Genomic DNA, 23,506 nt, shown 5'->3' on the forward strand with positions numbered 1-23,506 from the left:
TCGTCGGGACCTGACAGGATTCAAAGCGGCAAGAATTCTAGAACCGCTGTATATGAAGCGCGATTGCTTTGAATTTTCGGATCGGTAACATTGTCCGAACTGCTGCTGGCTTCGAGATAGTACATGCCCGCTTCAGGGGCTACCACCTCCACCATGCCGTTGGCATCGGTTGTCAATTTGCTGGCACCAGCTGTATCGCGATAGCGCGAGCCACCCTGCACCCATTCAATTTCCAGACCAGCGGCCGGTTTGCCATCAAGCAGGAACTTGAACTGGGCAGGCTCACCGGCGACCAGATCATTGGGGTGGGTAACAGGGATGAGTTCCAAACCAATATTGGTGGGCGCGAGCGCGGTGAGTGTGGGCTCGCCCAGGGTTGCGAAGGTTTCGGTTCGGCTCGCGACTTGCGAAATTTTGACATCCGTGGCTTCTGCCGGAATGGCGGTAGCAAGATCGCTCCGCTTACCCCGCCATCTTTTGCGCTCATTGCCCAATTTATAGGAGCCCCCGAGGCCATTGCTGACCAGAGCAATACGGTAGGTTCCCTGCTGTGTGAGCGGCAGGTCAAAGCTGCTACGATATTTTCCGGATCCGATAATATCCGTCTTTGCCGGCTTTCCATCAGGACCGGTCACGGTCAGATCGTTCAGGCCAAGGGCGCGATGTTCGAAAATGAACAGTTCGTTCGATGCAGCAGCATCAACCGTTACCAGTTCGGATTCGCCCGAAAGGACGGTGGAAGACGGCAAAAGCCAGCGACGATGGGCTTCTGCGGGTGTCGCGCTCATTGCAATGAGCGGCAAGAGCAGGGCGAAGCCAGAAAGTTTGCTTTTAATCGACATAATCTTCAGTCCTTGTTTTTCAGGGAAAATACGAGATTTCAGGGTTTGATCGAGAGGTTGACAGCGCCCAGTTCCGATTTGCCTTTTGCAGAAAGGTTGAGGCTGCCTTTGCCAGTCCATGTGAAGGGTATTGTCACCATTTCCCGGCCACCCACTTCCCGCGCAGCTTCGACACGCAATTTATACGCACCGGCTTTGAGCGTTCCCAGTGGCTTATGGCCATTTTTGAGTGTTACACGATGGGTGCCGGGCGCTTGAGTGGGGCCGCTTACGCCCTGCGCCGGCATTTTCATGCTGCGGCCTGCCTTGCGCCACCAACCGCGTAAGTCGGCCAGCCATTTACGGCCATCTTCGCCCTTGAGGTCCACATCATATCGAACTTCGAGCGTTGTGACTGCTTTGCCGGCACCGTCTTCGATCCAGATCGCGGTGTAAGGCCGGTGATATTCAGCCACGGTCATGCGGGGGATCGCATAGCTGACGGTCATTTGTTGAGCCATTGCCGGACTTGTGACCGACAGGACTACGCCGCCAAGAGACAGGAATTTAAAGGGGGGAAAGCGAGTCATGATTATCCTTTAACTATGCATGAATAGTGTGATGAGCAGCAACGGAATGACCAGACCTGCGCCAACGATAGGCCATGTCGACGGGCGATGGCGCGCGTGAAGCTGCAGCAGAAAGAAGCCCGTCAGGCAAAAAATAACGCAAGCACCGGCAAAGATATCGATGAACCATGACCAAGCAGCACCGGTGTCGCGGCCTTTATGGAGATCATTGAGCCAGGAAATCCAGCCACGGTCGGTGGTTTCATATTCCGCTGTGCCATTCGCACGATCTATGGCGATCCAGCCGTCACCGCCAGGGCGCGGCAAGGGGATATAAACTTCGTCATCGCTCCACTCGGCCGGTCGGTCGGTCACAGTTTCGCCAAACTCCTGCACTATCCAGTCGGCAAGCGGCGCAGGGACGACAGTATCTGTTTCGCCATCATGGCCCCGCATAAAATCAGCGAGGTCCGGCGCCAGGGCGCGGGTCACGGTTTCGGTTTTGACTTGCCCCTCAATCGAGCCGGCATGATTAAGCGTGATGCCTGTGATCGCAAAGAGCAGCATTCCGATGAGGCATATCGCACTACTCATCCAATGCCATGTATGAAGCTGCTTTGCCCAGAATGGCGACAAGCGTTTTTTCCGTTTTGGGGTCTGGGGACGGGCAATCTTCTCGGGGGCATCGCCTGGAGAGTGGCGATGCAGATGTTGGTCTGCGACGGTCTCAGAAACGATGGTTTCAGTGCTACTCATTTACAAAGCCCCAAGGATTGGCAAAAATTGGAGGGCGCCCCTTACCCGGCGTTGAGAAACCCCGGCGGCAGTCTCACAAGCCATGCATCTGTCCCAATTGCGAATGAAAATCAATAGTAATTAAAATAGTGCATGATCTGAATGATTTTTGATCAGCTCTGCTGACCGCCGCATATGGTCCAACAGCGATCACGACTATATTCCAATGCCCCCCTGTAACAGGAACAAACGAACAGGTGCCGGACGAAGCTACCGTCCTGCCAGGCACTGGCGTGGATATGGTCTTGGGCTGCAATCAGAATGGCTCGGCGCTGCAGAAAAGAGCGGGCGACACCAGAATTATGGCCAGTGATGCTGGCGGAAAGTGGCTTTACCGTCGGCCAAAGTCCCCGGCGATTATATCACGCCATAGCGCATATCCATTGTCGGCCGTGAACGAGGGAAGTGATATGCGCGCCGCATCGACCTGCTCCGCCAGCGCTTTCGGAGAAACACCCCACAAATCGGTGATAGCCTCTTCCGTTTCGGGCAAGATCGACTGATCCTGCATACGGGCCGTACAGGCCAGCGCAACACCGGACGCCATAGCAGCAGCATGGTCGCCCGCCAGTGCTTTTGCGGTTCTAAACTCCGGGGAGCCAGCGGGCCCGGCATAGCAGATGGCAAATCCGACACCGAACCACAGATCCCTCTGGCGTTCGCTCGCCATCGACGCGATTGTTTGGGCAGCCTTGTCGACAGACGCACCGCTGATAAACCAGATACCGCGCCCGGCACCCTGATCATAAGCCCGGGATGCATAGCCTTTAAGTCCCGACGTCGGACTGGCCAGGCTTTTCTCCGGTGCAAAATACATCTTGTGATAACCGCAGCCATCATAAGCGAACCAGCGATATAGCGGGTCCAGCTCGGCCAATATTGCTTTTTCGCGCCATGGCAATTTCGACATCGTCAAACCGACACCGGCGTGCACCAACATCGGATAATGCGCTCTGAATTCGGCGAGATAACGCGGCAGCATCGGCTGGCGAAACGGAAGGCTATCCACAAGGGCGCTCCCCATTGCACCTCCCTCGATGAAAAAACCGCGAAAAAACGGAGCTTCCTGCTCCAGTGCCTGTCTGAACGCAGCAAGGGAACGGACCGATAACGTCAGATTATAGCCGCGCAAGAACGCCTTGCCGATGGCCTCCAGCCGTTCCTCATGGCTTTTTTCCGCGAGATCGAACCCGCGGACGCGAAATTCCACGCGACTGGGGTCAAGTACCAGAAATTTCCGCAGAAAAGTCGGCAATGGCTTCAGCTGATCGGTATTATCCCCCGACATGTCCTTATGGCGCATCCCGCTCATTGTTCGTTGCCCCACTTATATCGTGTCTTGTTCGCCTCCCCATAGCCCAATCGAAGATTTCCCGCAAAAATATCTTCATCGATCCGCACGGGTCAACTTCCCGATGTTAACGCTAATATTTGTCTTAACCGGCCAACCGGTCATGTCATGGTTGAATTTGTTAACCTACCTGGCGTGATATAACCTGAAATTATAGCACCAACGAGAGGGAGGGATGATGAAATCGATATTGGTCGTTGGTGCGCGCGGTATCCCAGATGTCGAAGGCGGCGTCGAAAAAAATGCAGAAAGCCTCTTTCCGCTCGTCGCCGAACAGGGCTGGAAAGTATGCGTTGCAGGATGGAAACCATATATTCAAACCAGCCATTATCGCGGCGTTTCACTGTGGGCCGCCCCAACGCCCGGGTTCGGTAAAATCGATGCACTGGTCTCCGCGCTCTTCACCTGGTTCAAAGCGGTCCGCATGCGTCCGGATATTGTCCATCTCGCAGGACTGGAGCCGGCATTATTGCTGTGGGCCTACAAGCTGATCGGCTGCAAAATTGTTGTGCGCTTGGGCACTGACTGTCACCAACGCCCATGGAGCCGGGCCGGAAAGCTGCTCATGCGATGCGCCAGATATCAATTGCGCTGGGCGGACAGTATCATTGCTGTTACGCCTGCCTTGGCAAAAAAATTGCGTACTTCGGGCATCCGGCAAGATATTCATATCGTCGGCAACGCGCTCGACCGGCCCGAAAGTCTCCCCGCACGCGCAAACACGCAAATCAGCGGGGATTATATCCTGTTTGTCGGCCAGATACCCCATCAAAAGAATATACACAGTCTGATTTCTGCCTTTCGCGTCTTCGTCAAAAGCCACCCCAAAATGCAGTTGGTAATCGTTGGCCAATGGGACAAATGTGCGCGGCGCAAACAAATCGAGGCGCTGGGCGATGACCGGATCGTGATGCTGGGCAGTTTGCCACGATCCAGTCTCGCCCCGCTTTATCGAGGGGCGCGGTTTTTTGTGAATCCGTCGATCCGCGAAGGCCATTCCAATACCCTGCTCGAAGCGATTAGCTTCGGTTGTCCAGTCCTGTTGAGCGATCTTCCGGAAAATCGCGATCTGCGGCTCAACGCGAAACATTATTTTAGTCCTGATGATATGCACAGCATGGTCAGTGCACTCAACCGGGCCCACGCCAATCCAGATGTTTTTCGGGTGAATGGCAATCGTTTTCCGCAATGGGAAAAAGTCGCGGAGCAGACGATACACATCTATGAAAAATTATTCATAGATGACGCGGCCCTCCCCGTTTCCAGGACGGAGCCCACACGGATATAGACGAGCCGGTCTGCGCGCTCAGCGGCGTCCGGACAATAGGAATGAAGGGGAATCTGGCCGCCTACGCGCGGCCTTCGAAAATTTCCAGATAGTCGATGATCTGCGCGTCAGGAACCACATCAGCATATTTTGCCTGCATATCGAAAAGATTCGCCTCGTGGGGGCCTTCATGACGGTCCCCCACGGATTGGCGGGCTATGATCGGAATGAAACCATGAGAACAGCAGTCGACACAGGTCGCGCGCACGCAGCCACTGGTTGTCAGGCCAGAGATGATCAAACTGTCATTACCATTGGCGGTCAGGGTCGATGCCAGCGAAGTACCGAAAAAGGCACTGGGATATTGTTTGGAGATGACCAGCTCATTCTCAGCCGGGACAAGCCCCTCTGGCCAGGCTCCCATCGGATGGCCGGTGACAAAATTGGCCAGCGGCGCCACTTTTTGCGCAAACCGGCCCCCGTCAATCAGTGACGGCGCATAAGCCACATTGGTGTAGACAACCAAAATCCCGGCCCCCCGCGCCGCATCGCGCAACGCGATCGCGTGCTCCAGCGTCTTCTCGACTCCAGCATATAGCGCACAACTTTTGTCAAAATAGGCTTCGACAAAATCAACCAGAATTAGCGCCGGCTTGCGGCCAAAACCGAGGCCGCCGTCAAAAACGCCGGCATAATTATCATCTGCATCATCGGTCATGACCAGTACGATATACGCCGTCGCAAGACGGCGCAATCATCAGAACTTATATCCGACCTCGACACCGAAGCGGCGCAAGCCACCGGGTGAAACGAAGGATCCGCCAAATTCAACCGCGGTAATCACGTCGTTGAGATAATGCTCGTCAAGGAGATTGTCGGCAAAGGCAGTGATGTTCCAATTATCCCCTTCCAGTCCAAAACGGAGATCCAGCACGCCAAAGGCCTTGCGCCGGGTGATCGACATATCGCCATCCCCGACAAAGGCCGGCAGCGCCAACGCCGAACCGGGCAACAGACCGCTGAACAGTGTTGGCCCGACATCTTCCTGAACCGTATGGAACCACGTCGGACCGGTGATCCGATAATCAGCGCGCATTACGAGATCAAAACTGCTCGCAACGGGGGCAACCATCTGGGTGCCCAGATTGATCGTATAGTCTGCCGTATGCGGCGACTTGTTGCCGACCGTATAGGGACGGGAAGCATTGGCCTTGATTTCGCTTTCGGTGACATTGACCGAACCGAAAATATCCCACCCCTCGACAATCTCTGCATTGGCATTGAATTCGAGCCCGTAAATGTCGACCTTGTCGATATTGGAAACAACCCTGAGCAAACCAAAGGCGCCAACGAAAAATTCGAAGAATTGCATGTCATCGACTTTGGTATAATAGCCCGCCAGATCGAAAGTTATTGCGCCATTGGCAGCCGACCCCTTGAATCCGGCCTCGAACGCGCTCGATGTTTCCTTGCGAAAAATATCGTTGATCAGCACGTTGGTGCCAAGAAACTGGTTGAAATTCTGATCAACAATAGCGGCTGATCCCTGATTGTTGAAGCCGCCGGATTTGAAACCGATACCCCAGTTGGCGTAAAAATTGAGATCGTCGGTCAGACCATAGCGCAGCGAGAGTTTCGGCTGCAGTTCCTTGAAGGTTTCCTCCTGGTCCGGGATCGCGCCAAAAGCCTGCCCCGGGTTGATCGGACCACCGGTGATCGGATCGGTCACCACTGGCACCCGGCTGGAGACCTCCCGCTGCTCGACATCATAGCGCAAAGCCAGACTGACATTGAAATTGTCGGCGACTTCATAATCAAGCGAACCAAAGGCGGCGTAGACATTGGTGTTGAAATTGTCGGAAAAGAGCTGCGAGGTCGGGTTGCTGCTGTTCGGGTCATTGTACAATTGCCTGATGACCCCCTGCCCGAGATCGGCACCGAGACTGACGCCGACATCGCGGTCAATGTTCAGATAATAGGCGCCAATCTGCCAGGCCAGCGGTCCGTCACCATTGGATGCCAGCCGAATTTCCGCGCTGATATCAGTCTGTTCGCGGATCTGATACTGGGTACCGTCGCAGGTGGTCGGGCTATATGCGCCAAGGGTAGAGCCGTTGACCGGGTCAAAGATGAACGGGATCGGATTATTGCCGACAAAGGTCGGCGCATTGAGCGGATATCCGGTCAACTGTGCGGTGGAAGCAAAGCAGCTGTTGGATGCCGCCACGGATGCCGGTGTGGCACCGGGGAAAGTGTAGCGCGCAAAATCTGCCGAGGTGCCGTCCGCAGTCAACGATTGATCAACATCGCTGTACAGGGCCCAGGCGGTCAGTGTCATGGCATCAAATTCATGCGTCAGCTTGACCGACGTCTCGAACGTGGTCTGGTCATTGGTCGGGCGGATATTTGAATAATAGCCGAACCGGTGATCGTTCACATCTTCAAAAAAGGCAGGATCGACGCCGGCAAAATTCGGGAGATGAAACGCTGTGTTGAAATTGATCGAGGCCCCAGAAAGATCGGCGTAGCGCGCTTTCACATCCACTTCTGTAGAATCGCCCAATTCAGCGATAAATCGCCCGTCGACCGACCATGTTTCCTGATCATCAACCACCTTTGCATTGTTCAGGAAGCTGTTACGGTAAAAGCCGTCGGTGGTGTTATAGGATGCCGACAGCACCAATCCGGCGCGATCGCCGACCGGTGTCGAAATATAACCGGATGCCTTGTACGTATTATCCTCTGCGGCGCTAAGCTTGATTCCGCCTTCCAGAATATCGCCGGGCTTGAGTGTCTGGATGACGATTGCGCCTGCTGCAGCGTTGCGACCGTAAAGAGCGCCTTGCGGACCTTTCAATATTTCGATCTGGCGCAACGTACCCTGATCCTGATTGAGTTGGGCGGTGTTGGTCTTGAGAATGCCATCCACCACCAGTGCAACCGAGCTTTCCGCGTCGCGCGCGCCATTGATACCGCGAATGTTTATCTGGGTATCACCTGCTTCCGCGGTACCACTGACTATCGTCACGCCTGCGGTGAGCTGAACAAATTCATCGGCCTGCTGGACGCCGGTGCGGTCGAGCATATCTTCGGTAAACACGGTGACCGATGCAGGAACCTCGGCGAGTAATTCGTCCTGTCGCCGTGCGGTCACGATGATGACATTGCTGTCCCTGCTTTCACCCGCTTGCTGTTCGGCGCCAATCTGGGCCAGCGCCGGATTGAAACCGACCAGCGCGACGAAACCGACTGAAAGTGACAGTGCCGTTTTGATATTCTGCATTTTATACCTTCCCTGAATGATATGGTTCGCAGGCCTTTTCGACCCGTCGAACAAATTTAGACGAGCACGTTGGCTCCACTCATATAAACGTAAACTTCCTGAAACTTTCCGTCCCGAATCCTCCAGAAATTGGTGTTGTTCAATAAAGTGACCCCGCCATCAGCATCGGTCAGTTCGGCGACAAAGGAAGCGGCAATACGGCCGTTGGCCTCGTCCACCGTACAGGTGAAATTGCGGTGAACGATGGTTTCATATGCACCGAAGAAATCCTCGAACATCCGACGGATTTCCGCTTTGCCGCTATGCCGCGTGAAACTGGTCTGGACGCAGAACAAGGCTTCGTCGTGGAAGCAGGCCAGAGCCGCCTCCATATTCTTGGCGTCGACATTGGCGAAATAGGTTTGTGTCGCCAGTTCGATCAGTTCCGAACGGGAAAGGCCGGGCTCATATTGCATCAGGCGTCTCCCTCTTTCAGCAGATTGTCCCCACTCATATAGACTGTGACATGCTGAAACAGCCGGTCCTTGCAGTAGAAGCGGTTGCAATTTTCGTAACGCAACTGCTCGCCGCCATTGGGCGTGATCAACACGGTGAACTGCGAACAGACCGCATTTGTTTGCGGGTCGGCACTATGCACAAAATTGCCGTGCCAGATCTGTTCAAAATCCGCGAACAGCTTTTCAAACATCGCGCGGATCGCATCACGACCGTTATGGGTCGTGTCGGATGTGGCTTCGTGCAGGATCGCATCAGGAGCGAAACAGTTGAGGACTTGCGTCATATTCTTGTTATCGACGCCGTCGAAATAGCGCTTGGTCACGATGTCGATATAAAATGGATAGGGCAGGGACACTTGGCCTGCCATGCCGGGGGTCCAGTCAGCCATCAATACCATCCCTTTCTGATATCTTCATCCTTGGGCACTTCGGGGGCAGGAAATGCTTTCTTGCTGTGCGAGAGCCCCAGTTCGATAAGGGTTTCCAGAAATTTATAGGCAATCTGGCCCGGGTTGAGCACCGGGATCGGCAGATTGTCATCAAGATATCTGGCTGACTGATGCATGGTGGTCGAACCGAGGACGATCACGTCTGCACCGTCCTCTTCCATCGCCAGCGTCGCCTCTGCCTTGAGCTTGTCGAAAATCACCTCCTCCTTGCCGGCCAGCAATTCGGTGACATCGGGACGGGTATCGATTGAACGCAGCGAGGCGACCCGGTCCCACCAGCCATATTCGGTCAGCGTCTTTTCGTAGAGCGGGAACCATTCCGGCCACATGGTCAGCACCGTGAACTTCTTGCCCAGCATCATCGCCGCCGCAAAAGCCGCTTCGCCGGGACCGATGACCGGAATATCGAGCCGCGAACGTAGCGCGCGCAGGCCGCTGTCACTGACCGTGTCGATCAGAACGCCGGAATAACCTTCTTTTTCGGCGTTGATGCCAGCCTGAAAGACGGTCCAGTCCATCAACAAAGTGTCGTGATAACTGTCTCCCAAGGCAGCGCCCCACGGGACCGCAACAAATTCCGGCTGGAAGCCGGCGCGCACAAAGTCGGCAGGAAGTTGTCCGGCACGGGCAGCAACGCCCGCCTCATCCATAGGAATCGGAACAATGACCTTTATCCGCTTCATGGCGATTCGAATTCGGGCGCAGTCATAGAAAATCTCCCTGCGCATGTTGTATTGTATACAATTATGATCCGTCAAGCAAAAACGGATGGCTCGCCTCAGCACTTGCCCAACGTCTTTTATTGCGCCAATAGCCCAAGGATGAGCCGCGCGTCTGACATCGCTTATAGAAAAATCCGCAGCTTCATTCTGTCCGGCGAAGTTAGCCCGGGTATGCAGTTGACCGAAGAAAAGCTCTCCGAGATATGCGGAGTGTCGCGCACGCCCGTGCGCGATGCGGTCCGGCGGCTGGAAAATGAGCTGCTGTTGGTACGAAGCGCCTCCAAACGACTCTCCGTTGCCGACTGGTCAGATGACGAAATCGACGAAATGTTCACGTTGCGAGCGATGCTGGAATCCCACGCTGCAGAGCGGGCCGCACAGCGAATGGACGCAGAAAGCCTTGGGCAGTTGCGAGACATTAACGAGCAGCTCACCCGGGCTGTCAGCCGGGAAACACCTGATATTGCAACCTTTCTGGATACCAACCGGCAGTTCCATGACTTGATCCTGGCGCGCGCGCAATCAGCGCGACTCAGCAAACTTTTGCCAGCACTGATAGAACAACCCGTGCTGCGCCGAACCGCCAATCAATTTTCACAAGTTGACCTTATGCAGTCCAGCTCGGATCATGAAGAACTGATAGCCGCCTTTGCCGCCAAAGACGAAAATTGGGCATGCGCGATCATGACCAGCCACATCCGCCGCGCATTTCACAGCTTTAAAAGTGCCACCGCTGCCGCAATCGACGACTGAGCCTCAGATGATACCGCGATCCTGCAGATCGGCCATTTTCGCGCTGTCCATGCCAAGCAATTCGCCATAAATCACTTCATTATGCGCCCCCAGGTCCGGGCCAACGCTGTCGATATGCCCGGGGGTTTTGGATAATTTGGGCGCGACATTCTGCATGACGAAATTCTCATACTGCGGATGATCCACTTCCACCAACGCCTCGCGCGCCTTGAAATGCGGATCCTCCAGCATTTCCGGCGCCCGATAGACATTGCCCGCCGGAACACCGTGCTCCTCGCACATATCGAGCAGTTTCTTGCTCGATATGGTCTTGCTCCATGCCGCAATCAGCTCATCAAGTTCGGCTTGATGGTCGCCGCGCGCGACATGCGTGGCATACCGCGGATCTTCGCCGAGTTCCGGACGCCCCATCATCGTCGCCATCCGTTTCCAGACGCTGTCCTGATTGCCACCGATCAACACGCTGCCATCGCTCGTCGGATAGACGTTTGACGGCGCGATTTTGGGGAGGATGGAGCCGGTGCGCTCGCGGATATGCCCCGCGACCGTATATTCCGCGACGGTAGATTCCATGTTCGCCAACACCGCTTCATAAATGGCCGAGTCGACGACCTGGCCTTCGCCGGTCTTGTGGCGGTGTTCCAGCGCCATCAGTCCGCCGAGACAGGCATAGGTTGCGGCCAGCGAATCACCAATGGAAAGCCCGGCGCGGCTCGGCGGCCGGTCGGGCTCGCCCATGATATAGCGCATCCCGCCCATCGCTTCGCCAATACCGCCATAGCCGGCGCGGTGCGAATAGGGGCCGGTCTGGCCGTAGCCCGACACGCGAATCATGATCAGCCCCTTGTTGATCGCGCTCAGGGTTTCATAATCGAGACCCCATTTTTCCATCGTACCTGCGCGAAAATTTTCCAGCAGGAAATCTGACTTCTCAACCAGTTTCTTGACAATTTCCTGGCCCTCTTTCTCGCGCAAATTGAGCGTGATCGACTTCTTGTTGCGGCCGACAACCGAGAACCAGAGCGGAATTCCCTGCCCCCAACTGCGCATCGCATCGCCAACTTTGGGTGGCTCGATCTTGATCACTTCTGCTCCATGATCGCCCATCAATTGGCCACAGAACGGCCCCGCAATCAACTGCCCCATCTCGATCAGCCGTAATCCTGCCAATGCCCCTTGCGTCATGAAAAATACTCCCGCATCATCCTTTCTTCTATACAAAGGAGTATCATAATTGTATACAAATTTAATGGCACAAAGAACTCCAGCCTTTATCAATATCCTGGAAGTTGGTCCGCGCGACGGCTTGCAGAATGAATCCGAAGTCATTTCGACGGCGGATAAGCTGGGCCTTATAACGCGCATGCTTGATGCCGGGTCGAAGCGGATCGAAGTGGCCAGCTTTGTCCATCCGGGGCGCGTCCCGCAAATGGCCGATGCTGAAGCGGTTATCGCCGGACTGCCCGACCGCGACGATGTTTCCTATATCGGCCTTTGCCTGAACAAGCGCGGCGTGCTGCGCGGCCTCGCCACGCGGGAAGGCAACAAGCGCGGAATCGACGAAGCCGGTTGTGTCGTGGTTGCAAGCGACACGTTCGGACAGAAGAATCAGGGTCAGACTATCAAACAGGGCATCAAGGAAAATCGCGAGATGATCCGCTTTGCCAAGGCAGAGGGACTCAAAGCACAGGTCACCATCTCTGCGGCCTTCGGCTGTCCCTTCGAAGGCCCGGTCAAACCGGAAACAGTAGTCCATATAGCAGAAGAAATGGCGGCCGAAGAACCGCTGGAAATTGCGCTTGCAGACACAATCGGTGTTGGCGTGCCGGCACAGGTTACCGACCTGTTCGGACGGCTTAAGGAAATATTGCCCGACCACATCACGATGCGCGCGCATTTTCATGACACCCGCAACACGGGGATCGCCAATGCCTGGGCCGCGGTTCAGGCAGGCGTACAGACGCTCGATTCCAGCCTCGGTGGCCTCGGCGGGTGCCCTTTTGCGCCAAATGCCACCGGCAATATCGCGACCGAAGATCTGGTCAATCTGCTCGACCGTTCCAGCGTCGAACATGATCTTGATCTGCGCAAGACCATTATCACCAACCAATGGTTTGAAGGCGTGCTTGGCCGTCCGCTCCCGTCTCTGGTTGCAAGGGCCGAAGCCTGAATGACAGTGTTACAACAGAAAGATTGAAATATGGGATATCGATTGGGTGTCGACGTCGGCGGAACTTTTACCGATCTGCTACTGATTGACGAAGCCTCCGGGCAAACGTTCCGGGACAAGGTGCCATCGACACCCGGCGACCCCTCACAGGCTGTGATCCATGGTGCAAGAGGGCTCTGCGAGCGTCAGAATATAACGCCGGAAGAAATCGATCTGTTCCTGCACGGCACGACGGTCGCCACCAATGCGGTGCTAGAAAAGAAAATCGCCAAGGTCGGACTGGTCGTCACCGAAGGCTATCGTCACGTCATGCAGATTGCCCGCAGCCTTGTTCCCGGCGGCTTGGCGGCGTGGATCATCTGGCCCAAGCCCGAACCGATGGCGGCCCTGGAGCGGACGATTGAAGCACCCGAGCGAATGGATGCCAAAGGGAATACCGTTCAAGAACTGAATGAGCCGGAAATGCGTGCCCGACTAGAAAAGTTGAAAGCGGACGAAGAGATCGAGGCACTCACCATCTGCCTGATGAACAGCTATGTCGATGGCCGTCATGAAAAGGCCGTCGCGGCGATTTGTGCAGAGGTTTTCCCCGACATCCCGATTTCGATCTCATCGGACATATTGCCCGAGATGCAGGAATATGAACGCACGCTCACCACCGTTGCGAACAGCGCGGTGCGTCCCGCAGTGGCCCGCTATGTCGGCAATCTGGAAAAAGAGCTGAAGGCCTGGGGCAGCAAGGCGAAACTCAACCTGCTGCGCTCCGATGGCGGATTGATGTCTGCCGAGAAAAGCGCAGAGGCACCGGTCAATCTGCTGATGTCAGGGCCGGCTGGCGGCGTTGCAGGCGCGGTGTGGGTCGCAAAAAGTGCCAGAGTCACCAATGTGCTGACCCTCGATATGGGCGGCACATCGACCGATGTCGCGCTGATCGAAAATGGCGCGGCGCGGCTGCAGCGGGAAACATCGGTCGGCGATCTGAATGTTCGCGCCTCCTCGATTGATGTCAAAACCGTGGGAGCGGGCGGCGGGTCCATCGCCTTTGTTCCCGAACTAACCAAGGCGCTACGGGTCGGGCCGGAAAGCGCTGGCGCCGAGCCTGGGCCCGTGGCTTATGGCAAGGGCGGCGAACTGCCGACGGTGACCGATGCCAATGTCGTGCTCGGCTATCTCCCCGAATCCCTGCTTGGCGGAAGCTTCAAGCTCGACCGCGAAGGCGCACAGAAAGCGGTGCAGACGATCGCGGATGCCCTCGGCATTGACCTGATGGACGCAGCAGCGGGCATCATCGACATTGTGAACGAGAATATGTTTGGTGCGCTGCGGCTGGTGTCGGTCCAGCAAGGTTATGACCCGCGCGATTTTGCCCTGATGGGCTTTGGCGGTGCGGGTCCGCTTCATGCCAATGCAATGGGCAAGCTGATGAACAGCTGGCCGGTGGTCATCCCGCCGGCACCCGGCGTCCTTTGCGCTTATGGTGATGCGACAACCCGCCAGCGGGTCGAAACCCAGCGCAGCTTCAACAAGATGGTGCAAGACACCAGCGACGGGGAACTGACCGCCTATCTCGACAGTCTCGGCGCACAGGTCAAACAAGAGCTGCAGGCCGAGGATGTCGCGCCGGAAGATATAGAACTGCTCTACGAAATCGATATCCGCTACGCCGGGCAAGCCTTTGAAATTCCCCTGTCGGTGGAACCGGAAGGTCTTTCGCTGGAAAGCCTGGTTGCGCGGTTCGACACCGAGCACGAACGATTGTTCACTTTCAATCTGGAAGAGACGCCCCATGAAATAGTCAATGTCCGTGCGGTCGCGCTTGGCAAGACGGCCGATGTCGCTCCGCCAGTGATCGACAAAGCGGGACCCGATCCCGCAGGAGCCAAAACCCGCGATCATCGGCTCTATATGGATGGCAAGATGCAAGACGCCATAATCTATGATCGCGCCCTGCTAAAGGCCGGTAATCGCGTTCCGGGGCCGGCCATTGTCACCGAAATGGATTCGACCACATTGATCCATAGCGGCTGCGAGGCACTGGTCGACGATCATGGCAATCTCATCATCAACCTGATGGAAGGAGCGTAACATGCCCGCACAGATTATCGAAACCAACGGCGCCCCGTTCAACAAAGTTGACGTTGACCCGGTCACGCTCGACATCATGGAAAATGCGCTGCGCAACGCCAGGATCGAGATGGATGCCACTCTGGTCCGTACCGCCATGTCGCCGGGCATCCGGGAACAGGGCGATGCCTTTCCGCTGATCGCTGACCGGCAGGGCAAGATGGTGGTCGGCCAGTTTGGCAGCTTTATCGACGGCTTCCTGCGCTCCTATCCGGGCACGATCGAGGAAGGCGACATGATCTTCCTTAGCGATCCGTACAGTTGCGACGGCGCGGTCAGCCATAATAATGACTGGCTGGTTTTGCTGCCGGTCTATCGCGGCGGACGGCTGGTCGCATGGACCGCCATGTTCGGTCATCAGTCAGACATTGGCGGCAAAGTTGCCGGCTCGATCCCGATCGACAGCAAGACCGTGTTCGAGGAAGGCGTCCGGATACCGCCGGTAAAAATCTACCAGAAGGGCGTTTATAACGAGGAGATGGTCAAGGTCGTCCTCCACCAGAGCCGCAAGCCGGACTGGTGCGCCGCCGACCTCAACGCGCTGATCGCTTCCTGCCGGGTCGCGGCCCGCCGGGTCGATGAAATATGCGCGCGCTTTGGCGAAGACGAATTTGCCAGCGCCACCGATCTGCTGCTGGCCCGCAACCATCGCGCGATGAAACATCTGATCGAAACCAGCATCGGCGAGGAACCGGTCAGTTTCTCCGACTATATCTGCGACGACGGCGTCGGTTTTGGACCGTATAAGATCAGTTGCAGGATGTGGCGCGAGGGCGACAAGGTCATTCTCGACTTTGAAGGAACCGATCCGCAGGCACCAAGTTCGATCAACTTTTTCCTGAACGAGAATATGTTCAAGATGTTCTTCGGCATCTATATGATCATGGTCTTCGACCCACAGATATTGTTCAACGACGGATTCTACGATCTGGTCGACGTCCGGATTCCGGAGGGGTCTTTGCTCAAGCCGAAATATCCCGCCGCGCTGGCCGGGCGGACTCACGCTTTGGGCCGGATTTTCGATATTTTGGGCGGCCTGCTCGGCCAGCGCCAGCCGGAATTCCTCAACGGCGCCGGCTTCTCGTCCAGCCCGCATTTGATGTATTCGGGTTTCGACAAGTCCGGCGAATGGTTTCAGCTGTTCCAGATCGGCTTTGGCGGCATTCCCGGGCGGCCCTTTGGCGATGGCCCAGATGGTCATTCTTTGTGGCCCGGCTTCACCAATGTGCCGAACGAGTTTCTCGAGAAATATTTCCCGCTTCGCATCGAACGCTATGAAGCCAAGCCCGACAGCGGCGGCGCCGGACTGTTCCGCGGCGGCAATGGCATCCATATGACCTACCGGTTCCTTGAACCCGGAACCGTCGCGATCCATGACGACCGCTGGTTCACCTATCCGTGGGGCGTCAACGGAGGCCAGCCGGGTGATCGGGCGACCAAGATACTGGAACGCGCCGATGGCACGAAAGAAGTGGTCGGCAACAAGCAGGACGGAATAGAGGTCCGCGAAGGCGATCTGCTCCACTTCATCACCTGGGGCGGCGGTGGCTGGGGCAATCCGCTGGAACGCGACCCTGAACTGGTCGCGCTGGAAATCCGTCAGGGGCTGGTGACCGTGGAAGGTGCGCGCGACTATGGCGTGGTCATTGCCGAAGACGGTAGTGTCGATGGTCCGGCGACAGAAAGCCTGCGTGCGGAAATGGCGGCGGATAATGTCGAGACCGACAGTCCGTTCAACTTTGGCCCCGACATCGAAACATTACGTGCCAATTGTCTGGCAGAAACCGGGCTACCGGCGCCGGTGCAACCCGGGACCGTTGCTGCCTAGCATTTTGCCGCTATCCAAAGTGCGATTTGTCGCACCTTATCCAAGCCTCTAGGCTGGTCACCGGTCCAGTCATGGGAAAGGTGCGATTATCGATAGCGAGATAGATGTTCTGATCATCGGTGCGGGAGCAGCGGGCCTGACCGCTGCACTGGCGGCGCATGAATCCGGTGCCTCGGTCCGGCTGATAGAGAAGCAGGATCGACTTGGCGGAACTGCGGCGATATCCGGCGGCGTTGTCTGGCTGCCCGATCATGAACAGATGGAGCCGCAGGGCAAGGAAGACAGCGCCGCAGAGGCTCTCGCCTATTTTCTGTCGCTCGATCATGGCGAAATGGACGAAGACGTGCTTGGCGCCTTTGTCACCGAAGCCGGCCCCATGCATTCGTTCCTGACCGAGATCGGTGCGATCAAGCTTACAATGATGCCGGATTATCCCGACTATTATGAAGACCGCCCCGGTGCAAAAGCAGGCGGGCGTTCGCTCGACAATGAGCTGTTTGATTTCACGTCGCTCGGGGAGTGGAGGGAGCGGATATTCGACCATGGGCCGGCACCGCGGATGATGCTGCGCGAGACGCCTCTCGGCGGCGGCAGCGGCGTGGTCGAGCCGGAGGAATTGCAGCGGCGTGATGCCGGTGATCTGCGCGGCTGGGGACAGGCACTGGTCGGACGGTTGCTGAAAGCCTGTCTAGAACGCGGGATCGAGCCGGCCTTGGGTTGTGGCGGTTACCGGCTTTGCGTCGAAAATGGCCGCGTGACTGGCGCAACCGTCGAACGGGGCGGCAAGCAGGAAACGATCACCGCGCGAAACGGTGTGATATTGGCAACCGGCGGATTCGAATGGAATGATGCTCTGAAACATGCCTTCCTGCGCGGACCGCTGGATGCACCAGCTTCGCCTCCCACCAATGAAGGCGATGGCCTGAAAATGGCGATGGCAGCAGGCGCAGGCCTCGGCAATATGACCAGCGCATGGTGGGTGCCGACTCTCGCGATTCCCGAAGCGCAATGGGCGAGCGGCGAAATCCGCAATATGCCGGTGCTGATAGAACGCACCCTGCCGCACGGCATCATGGTCAACCGCGAGGGCAAGAGATTCTGCAACGAAGCGGCAAACTATTCGGCACTGGCGGGTGCCTTTCACGCCTTCGATCCGGCGACTTATGCCTATCCCAATCTGCCCGCCTATCTGATCTTCGATTCGCAATATCGGGAACGCTATCCGCTAGCCTCCTTCATGCCCGGAACACCGCTGCCCGATTGGGTGGCAGTGGCCGACAGCTTCGAAGCACTGGCAGAAAAAATCGGTGTCGATGCAAAGAATTTCCCCGCTACGGTCGACCGGTTCAATGAACAGGCCGAGCAACGGGACGATCAGGACTTCGGTCGCGGCAAGACCGACTATGACCGTTTTTACGGCGACCGTTCCAGAGAAGGCGCGGAAGCAACTCTGGGGTCGGTGACCAAGCCGCCCTATTACGCGGTAGAAATCAGGATGGGCGCACTCGGTACCAATGGTGGCGCAAAAACCAACGCGCAGGCGCAGATAGTGGATGTCGATGGCGAGCCGATTGCCGGACTGTTCGGCGCCGGCAACGTGATCAGCGCGCCGACCGGCAGCGTCTATGCCGGAGCTGGCGGCACATTGGGACCTGCATTGACCTTTGGCTATATCGCCGGCCGCGCGGCGGCCAGGCTGGTCAATCAATGAACAAACCATTCAAGGGAACGAGATCATGGGCATATTGGATCAATTCAAACTCGACGGTGAGGTCGCTGTCGTAACAGGTGCCGGCAAGGGGATCGGACGGGCGATTGCACTAGGTCTGGCCGAAGCGGGCGCCGATGTCGCGGTCGCGGCGCGTTCTGCCGATGATCTGGAAAAGGTTGCCGGTGAAATCCGCGCACTGGGTCGCCGCGCCATCGCGGTGCCGACCGATGTAACCAGCCGCGCCGCGCTGGAAAATCTCGCCAATCGTGCGGTCGAGGAACTCGGCCGGCTGAGCATCTGGGTCAGCAACGCCGGCGGCTTGCCCGACGGCACACCCCGCTATCTGACGCGCACCCCCGAAGAAAGCTGGGACGCGCAGATTGAGCTCAATCTGAAAAGCGTGTGGATGGGCGCCGTCGCCGCAGCCAACCATATGGACGACATTGGTGGTGCAATTATCAACATTTCTTCGCGTGCCGCGATTGGCGGCCAGATCAAAAACGCCCCTTACGGTGCATCCAAGGCGGCGGTGAACAGCCTGACCGCAAGCCTATCGCTCGAACTGGCCCCCAAAATCCGCGTCAATGCTGTCGCTCCCGGCCCGATCCCGACCGAGAATTTTGACGAATCCATGGGTATCGATTCCGAAGAAAAACGCGCAGCCTTGCTCAAGCAGTTCCAGATTCCTCTGGCCCGCTTTGGCCGGGAAGAGGATATTGCCGCTGCTGTGGTCTACATGGCCTCGCCCGCGTCGAGCTGGGTGACCGGCCAGTGCCTCTATGTAACGGGAGGAAAGTAGCTCGCTAGGCCGGTTCGCGCTTTATCCACACCCAGACGCGCCAATAATGAAAGCCCGCCCAGAGGTTGAATAAAGCCAATACCGCAAGAGCCTGCTGGAGCGCACTGGCTTCCAGTTCCGTTGCGCCATGGGCAAAATGGTCGGACAGACTGCCGACGAAAACAGGCCCCAGTCCCAGCCCGATCAGACCGGCAATCAGCAGATAGATCGCCACCGCCATAGCCCGGGTCCGGTCGCCGGCCAAGGTCTGCACCGCCGCGAAGCTGGGGCCAAAATAGAAGGTCGCGGCAAAGGTCGGGAAACCGAGCAGCATGATCGCGGCATTGGCATTGTCAGCATAGATGGCGGCAATCATTCCCGGGGCAGCCAGAACCAGAACCAGTCCGCTGACCAATAGCGGCATGAGCGGATCACGCTTGCCGATAATATCGCCGACCTTGCCGCCAAACCAGGCCCCGAAGCCGCCGGTCAGTCCGACCATCACACCAAGTTTCCAGCCAAGCTCTCCATAGTTCATGGCATGCACCCGGACGAACAGGCTGCCATAGAAGCTGGCGAGGCCATAAGAGACAAATTGCACCATCACTCCGGCGGCAACCAGATGCCAATAGGCCGGTTTGCGCGACAGGTCGAGCAAGGCGCTGCGCAACGTCACTTCGCCCGGCACCGGTTGCAGGGCCTTTGCCAGACTGACCTTGCCGCGTGGATCGGGCACAGTGAACCATATCACCAGAGCGATGATGATCCCCGGCAGGCCAGCCAGCAGAAAGGCAGCCCGCCAGCTGAACATTTCGGTAATATAGCCGCCACCGGCATAGGCAATGAACGCACCAACCGGGACCGCTGCGCCCATGATCCCCAACGCTCCGGCGCGGCGCTCCGGCGGGAACAGGTCGGCGATCAGGCTGTGCGAAGCCGGCGACGAACCCGCTTCACCAATGCCCACCCCAATACGGGCCAGAAACAGCTGCACAAAATTGCCCGCCAGCCCGCACAAAATTGTCATCAGCGACCAGACCGCAATCGCGATGGCGATAATCCGGCTGCGGTTCCAGCGATCCGCCAAGGCAGCGAGCGGAATCGCCAATGTCGTGTAAAATACCGCGAAAGACAGACCGGTCATCAGGCCGAGTTGCGTATCACTCAACCCGAGGTCGCGCTTGATCGGTTCGGCGACAATCGAGATCACCTGCCGGTCGAGAAAATTGAGCATGGTGACAACAAACAGGACAGCAAGCGCATAATTTGCACGTCGCCGTGAGGCAGATGCAATATCTGCCTTATTCTCGATGCCCTCGTTGGGGCGGATATCCTCTGCCATCGAAAAGATATGGCAGGTTTATTTTGCCCCCGGCACCCTTTGTTTAGCTAGGACCTGTGGGCCCGCCTCTCAGAGCGACTGTCCATCATCAAGGACGATATCCGACCCGGTCACCATCCGGGAAGCGTCGGAGGCAAGATAGAGCATCATCGGATCGAGTGATTCGATATCCTGCAGCCGGCGGCGATGGAAACCGGCGATTTGCGCTTCGCCGCCTGCGGTCTGATACCAGTCACCCTGTATTTCGGTCGGAATATAACCGGGATGGATGGTGTTCACATTCACGCCTTGCCGCACCCATTCGCGCGCGAGATTGCGGCCGAGATGGGCCACGCCCGCCTTGCTGGCAGAATAGGCGCTGTCGCCGTCGCCGGTCAGTCGCGAGGTGATCGATCCGATAATCACGATCCTTCCGTTTTCTTTTTCCCGGCTACCAGAGGCAATAAGCCGCTTTGCGCCTTCTCTTGCAACAAGATAGACGCCCTTGAAATTGGTATCGATCAGCATCTGCAAACGGTCCGCCGCTACGTCCGTGGATCTGCCTGCGGCGGATACGCCCGCATTGGCGATAATCGTATCAACCGTACCAAATGCCGCTTCGGCGGCGTCATAGGCAGTGATGATCGACGCTTCATCCGTCACATCCAGCGGAACCGCCAGCGCTTTACCGCCCGCATCGCCGATTTCTGTCGCCAAAGCATCGGTCCGGTCGGTGCGCCGGGCACCCAGCACGACATTGGCACCTGCTGCTGCAAATAATTGGGCGAAGCGCGCACCAAAGCCTGAGGAGGCACCGGCGATCAGGGCGGTACGGCCTTTGAGGGAAAAAGGAATATCCATGATGTCATTGCTCCGGCTAAATTAGAGAACAGGCTCTAGACGATCGGCAATTGCTCGGCCAATAGTCAATTGCATAGGAGAAGATAATGATAGACACGTCCATGGATTTTACCGGCAAAACCGTCTGCATAATTGGCGGCTCCAGTGGAATCGGCAATGCCACCGCGCAGGCTTTCCGTGGCTGCGGCGCCGAGGTCCATGTGACCGGAACCCGCGCCAGCGAAGCAGACTATGCTGCGGACGAAGGCTCCGATCTGGAAGGCCTGACCTTTCATCAGCTCGATGCCGGAGATGATGCTGCGATCATCGCCTTGCGGCAGAAATTTACCAGGCTGGACGCGCTGGTCTGCTCGCAAGGCATGGTGATGTACAAGCGCGCCGAATTTGAACCGGAGAATTTTGCCAAGGTCGTGCAGGTCAATCTCAACAGTCTGATGACCTGCGCCGGACAATTTTATGATCTGCTCAAACAGGCAAAAGGTTCGCTGATCATCATCAGTTCGACCGCCGCCTTCCATGCGACCGTCGGCAATCCGGGCTATAATGCCTCTAAGGCAGGGGCCGCCGGATTGACCCGGACCTTGGGCAAGGCTTGGGCACCGGACGGCATTCGCGTCAATGGTGTCGCACCGGGCCTGATCGCCACCAATATGACCAAGGTCACCACCGACAATCCGAAACGGCGGGAAGCCACGATCCGGTCGATACCGCTCGGCCGCATTGGCGATCCGGATGATATGGCGGGCCTGGTCCTGTTCCTCGCGTCACCACTGGCAGGCTATATTGTCGGGCAGACAATTATCGCCGATGGCGGGCTGCTGCTTTAACTCAGGCTGGAACCGGTTCCGCGTCGACGGCCTTGGCGGTCCACCAGAATAACAGTGTCGCCATGCTCAGGCTCACCACCACGGTCGCAATAACCGCATAGCTGAGCGACATGCTGCCATAGGAATCGGCCCAATTATCGCTCATCAAGCCGATCAGTGCGGGGCCGATGCCATAGCCGAGCAGATTGATCGACAGACTGCTGATCGACGACGCCGTCCCGCGTTCGGTCGGCAACACCGCTGCCTGGACCATGGAGATCGCAGCGCCCTGCGTGGATACCAGCAGAATATAGCCGCAGATATATAATGCGAGAGTCATTTCGAGACTGGTCGACAGCAGGCAGAAGGCCCAGAATGGCAGGGTCAGCATGACCGCCAGTGCGCAATACCATGGCCGCCATTTGGGACTTTTCCTGGCGAGATAATCCGCGAGATAGCCACCCAATATCATCCCGGGAACGCCGCCCGCAAACAATACCGCACCAAGATAAAGACCGACTTCACCCTTGGAGACATCAAAATTACGGATCAGCGTCGGCGCCAGCCAGATGGCGAAGGCGAAGGACGGTATGTTGGTGAAACTATTGGCCAGCACCACCCGCACAAAGATATTGTTCGTCCACAGCGAGCGCATCGTGGTCATGAACGGTTCCTGCTTTTCGGTACCGGATTTCCTCGCTTTTTGTTTGAAATAGCGGCCGCGCCGGGGCTCGCGGACGGTCAGATAGAGGATGATACCGAGCAATATTCCCGGCAGGCCGAGAATCACAAAGGTCCACCGCCAGCCATAAGCCTCTGCCAGCAATCCCCCCGCGGCATAGCCCAGCACCGGCCCGAGAACCGCACCGGCCGCATATATGCCCATCGCCCGCGACAATTCATGCGGCGCAAAATAATCGGTGATGATCGACACCGACGGGGGGCTGCCGCCAGCCTCCCCGACACCGACACCAAGCCGCGCCAGCAGCAATGTCCAGAAACCCAGCGCCGCGCCGCACAGCGCCGACATCAGACTCCACAGGGACAGGGACAGGGCGACCATGGTCTTGCGGTTGGTGCGATCTGCCAACCGGCCGGCGGGAACCCCCAATATCAGATAGAAAACGGTGAAAGCAGTCCCGGCGAGCAGCCCGATTTGCGTGTCGCTCAGCAGGAACTCCGCCTTGATATCCTCGATCAGGATCGACATCACCAGCCGGTCGGTGATGTTGAACATGAAGGTCAGCATCAGCATGATCAGCACATAATATCGATAGACGCCGCCGGAAGTCTGCTCGGGTAACTTGCTCATCAACATCCTCTCCAACGGATGGCAATGATCTAGCGTGAAAAAGGGGACAGAGCCAGACAGGCTCTATCCCCTTAAATGATAGGATCAA

22 protein-coding genes are annotated in these 23,506 nt (G+C 57.1%); 8 read left to right on the forward strand and 14 right to left on the reverse strand.

The features are described from left to right. Window positions 1-20 precede the first annotated feature (20 nt). The 4 genes from ACN0VD_RS04895 to ACN0VD_RS04910 form a co-directional block, all read right to left on the reverse strand. Window positions 21-842 (reverse strand): DUF4198 domain-containing protein, encoded by an 822-nt coding sequence (locus ACN0VD_RS04895; RefSeq protein ID WP_417592209.1) that lies wholly within the window; start codon window positions 840-842, stop codon window positions 21-23. 38 nt (window positions 843-880) lie between these two features. Beyond that, window positions 881-1,411 carry a DUF2271 domain-containing protein gene (locus ACN0VD_RS04900; RefSeq protein ID WP_417592211.1) on the reverse strand — a complete coding sequence of 177 codons (531 nt, stop codon included), beginning with the start codon at window positions 1,409-1,411 and terminating at the stop codon, window positions 881-883. A 9-nt stretch (window positions 1,412-1,420) separates the two neighbouring features. After that, complete coding sequence (locus ACN0VD_RS04905; RefSeq protein WP_417592334.1) at window positions 1,421-2,062, reverse strand: PepSY-associated TM helix domain-containing protein; 642 nt, start codon at window positions 2,060-2,062, stop codon at window positions 1,421-1,423. Window positions 2,063-2,516: 454 nt separating this feature from the next. Further along, window positions 2,517-3,497 carry a DUF1702 family protein gene (locus ACN0VD_RS04910; RefSeq protein ID WP_417592213.1) on the reverse strand — a complete coding sequence of 327 codons (981 nt, stop codon included), beginning with the start codon at window positions 3,495-3,497 and terminating at the stop codon, window positions 2,517-2,519. 214 nt (window positions 3,498-3,711) lie between these two features. On the opposite strand from ACN0VD_RS04910, the gene ACN0VD_RS04915 reads away from it, so the two are divergent. Further along, on the forward strand, window positions 3,712-4,824 hold the full coding sequence (locus ACN0VD_RS04915; RefSeq protein ID WP_417592215.1) for a glycosyltransferase family 4 protein: 1,113 nt from the start codon (window positions 3,712-3,714) through the stop codon (window positions 4,822-4,824). A gap of 61 nt (window positions 4,825-4,885) precedes the next feature. Here ACN0VD_RS04915 and ACN0VD_RS04920 read toward each other — a convergent pair whose 3' ends face one another. The 5 genes from ACN0VD_RS04920 to ACN0VD_RS04940 are packed head-to-tail and all read right to left on the reverse strand — an operon-like array spanning window position 4,886 to window position 9,682. Then, on the reverse strand, window positions 4,886-5,521 hold the full coding sequence (locus ACN0VD_RS04920; RefSeq protein ID WP_417592217.1) for an isochorismatase family protein: 636 nt from the start codon (window positions 5,519-5,521) through the stop codon (window positions 4,886-4,888). 39 nt (window positions 5,522-5,560) lie between these two features. Next, complete coding sequence (locus ACN0VD_RS04925) at window positions 5,561-8,086, reverse strand: TonB-dependent receptor (protein WP_417592219.1); 2,526 nt, start codon at window positions 8,084-8,086, stop codon at window positions 5,561-5,563. A 56-nt stretch (window positions 8,087-8,142) separates the two neighbouring features. Next, complete coding sequence (locus tag ACN0VD_RS04930; RefSeq protein WP_417592221.1) at window positions 8,143-8,541, reverse strand: nuclear transport factor 2 family protein; 399 nt, start codon at window positions 8,539-8,541, stop codon at window positions 8,143-8,145. Then, the gene (locus ACN0VD_RS04935; protein ID WP_417592223.1) at window positions 8,541-8,972 is read right to left on the reverse strand and encodes a nuclear transport factor 2 family protein; all 432 of its coding nucleotides are present in this window, start codon (window positions 8,970-8,972) and stop codon (window positions 8,541-8,543) included. Before ACN0VD_RS04935 ends, ACN0VD_RS04930 begins: the two co-directional genes overlap by 1 nt. Next, on the reverse strand, window positions 8,972-9,682 hold the full coding sequence (locus ACN0VD_RS04940) for an aspartate/glutamate racemase family protein (protein ID WP_417592225.1): 711 nt from the start codon (window positions 9,680-9,682) through the stop codon (window positions 8,972-8,974). The genes ACN0VD_RS04935 and ACN0VD_RS04940 overlap by 1 nt, the downstream gene beginning before the upstream one ends. Between ACN0VD_RS04940 and ACN0VD_RS04945 the strand changes: the two genes are divergently transcribed. Then, a complete protein-coding gene (locus ACN0VD_RS04945; protein ID WP_417592227.1) occupies window positions 9,647-10,507 on the forward strand; it encodes a GntR family transcriptional regulator in 861 nt (286 codons plus the stop codon). The genes ACN0VD_RS04940 and ACN0VD_RS04945 overlap by 36 nt on opposite strands. Window positions 10,508-10,510: 3 nt before the next feature. Here ACN0VD_RS04945 and ACN0VD_RS04950 read toward each other — a convergent pair whose 3' ends face one another. Then, window positions 10,511-11,692: a CaiB/BaiF CoA transferase family protein gene (locus tag ACN0VD_RS04950; protein ID WP_417592229.1), complete on the reverse strand. Its 1,182-nt coding sequence runs from the start codon at window positions 11,690-11,692 to the stop codon at window positions 10,511-10,513. A gap of 64 nt (window positions 11,693-11,756) precedes the next feature. Between ACN0VD_RS04950 and ACN0VD_RS04955 the strand changes: the two genes are divergently transcribed. The 3 genes from ACN0VD_RS04955 to ACN0VD_RS04965 are packed head-to-tail and all read left to right on the forward strand — an operon-like array spanning window position 11,757 to window position 16,629. Continuing rightward, the gene (locus ACN0VD_RS04955) at window positions 11,757-12,677 is read left to right on the forward strand and encodes a hydroxymethylglutaryl-CoA lyase (protein WP_417592336.1); all 921 of its coding nucleotides are present in this window, start codon (window positions 11,757-11,759) and stop codon (window positions 12,675-12,677) included. A 30-nt stretch (window positions 12,678-12,707) separates the two neighbouring features. Then, complete coding sequence (locus tag ACN0VD_RS04960) at window positions 12,708-14,762, forward strand: hydantoinase/oxoprolinase family protein (protein ID WP_417592231.1); 2,055 nt, start codon at window positions 12,708-12,710, stop codon at window positions 14,760-14,762. Between the two features lies 1 nt (window position 14,763). Further along, entirely contained in the window at window positions 14,764-16,629 is a 1,866-nt protein-coding gene (locus tag ACN0VD_RS04965) for a hydantoinase B/oxoprolinase family protein (RefSeq protein ID WP_417592233.1), read from the forward strand. 10 nt (window positions 16,630-16,639) lie between these two features. Here the strand turns inward: ACN0VD_RS04965 and ACN0VD_RS04970 are convergent, their stop codons facing one another. Further along, on the reverse strand, window positions 16,640-16,882 hold the full coding sequence (locus tag ACN0VD_RS04970) for a hypothetical protein (protein WP_417592235.1): 243 nt from the start codon (window positions 16,880-16,882) through the stop codon (window positions 16,640-16,642). On the opposite strand from ACN0VD_RS04970, the gene ACN0VD_RS04975 reads away from it, so the two are divergent. Both ACN0VD_RS04975 and ACN0VD_RS04980 read left to right on the forward strand, forming a co-directional pair. Continuing rightward, a complete protein-coding gene (locus ACN0VD_RS04975; protein WP_417592339.1) occupies window positions 16,778-18,340 on the forward strand; it encodes an FAD-binding protein in 1,563 nt (520 codons plus the stop codon). The genes ACN0VD_RS04970 and ACN0VD_RS04975 overlap by 105 nt on opposite strands. 25 nt (window positions 18,341-18,365) lie before the next feature. Beyond that, window positions 18,366-19,139 (forward strand): SDR family NAD(P)-dependent oxidoreductase, encoded by a 774-nt coding sequence (locus ACN0VD_RS04980; RefSeq protein WP_417592237.1) that lies wholly within the window; start codon window positions 18,366-18,368, stop codon window positions 19,137-19,139. A gap of 4 nt (window positions 19,140-19,143) precedes the next feature. Here the strand turns inward: ACN0VD_RS04980 and ACN0VD_RS04985 are convergent, their stop codons facing one another. Then, complete coding sequence (locus ACN0VD_RS04985) at window positions 19,144-20,460, reverse strand: spinster family MFS transporter (RefSeq protein ID WP_417592239.1); 1,317 nt, start codon at window positions 20,458-20,460, stop codon at window positions 19,144-19,146. 69 nt (window positions 20,461-20,529) lie between these two features. Next, window positions 20,530-21,300 (reverse strand): SDR family NAD(P)-dependent oxidoreductase, encoded by a 771-nt coding sequence (locus ACN0VD_RS04990; RefSeq protein ID WP_417592241.1) that lies wholly within the window; start codon window positions 21,298-21,300, stop codon window positions 20,530-20,532. An 89-nt stretch (window positions 21,301-21,389) separates the two neighbouring features. On the opposite strand from ACN0VD_RS04990, the gene ACN0VD_RS04995 reads away from it, so the two are divergent. After that, entirely contained in the window at window positions 21,390-22,127 is a 738-nt protein-coding gene (locus ACN0VD_RS04995) for an SDR family NAD(P)-dependent oxidoreductase (protein WP_417592341.1), read from the forward strand. 1 nt (window position 22,128) lies between these two features. Here ACN0VD_RS04995 and ACN0VD_RS05000 read toward each other — a convergent pair whose 3' ends face one another. Further along, window positions 22,129-23,418 carry a spinster family MFS transporter gene (locus ACN0VD_RS05000; protein WP_417592243.1) on the reverse strand — a complete coding sequence of 430 codons (1,290 nt, stop codon included), beginning with the start codon at window positions 23,416-23,418 and terminating at the stop codon, window positions 22,129-22,131. Window positions 23,419-23,506 lie beyond the last annotated feature (88 nt).

The organism is Parasphingorhabdus sp., assembly GCF_048267785.1.
Lineage (GTDB): Bacteria > Pseudomonadota > Alphaproteobacteria > Sphingomonadales > Sphingomonadaceae > Parasphingorhabdus.